Below are 256 nucleotides of genomic sequence, written 5' to 3'. Positions count from 1 at the left end.
GACCTGCTTGTCGAGAAAGGTCCGGCCGATCCCGCGCGCCAGCAGGAAGGGGAGCTTGCCGCCCGCCATCTTCTTGTCGTGGAGCATGTGCGCGACGAGTGCCTCGCCCGATGCGTCGATGCCGGCGGCGGCCAGCGTCGTCGGCAGCCCGGCGGCGGCGAGATGGCGGGCGACGCGCGCCGCATCCTCCGCCGGGCACAGCCCGATGCGGGCCGAATAGCGGAAGGCGAGCGCCATGCCGCAGGCCACGCCCTCG

At 73.8% G+C, this 256-nt stretch carries 1 protein-coding gene; it reads right to left on the bottom strand.

Annotated elements, in window-relative coordinates:
• Positions 1–256 (bottom strand): 3-dehydroquinate synthase family protein (locus NG901_RS16765; protein ID WP_502800140.1); only part of this gene is annotated, 256 nt, incomplete at both ends.

Source organism: Clostridium sp. CMCC3677 (assembly GCF_023845585.1).
GTDB classification, from domain to species: domain Bacteria; phylum Bacillota; class Clostridia; order Clostridiales; family Clostridiaceae; genus Clostridium; species Clostridium aquiflavi.
The sequence above is the reverse complement of the archived record's forward strand: the minus strand, read 5'-3'. Positions and strand labels throughout refer to the sequence as shown.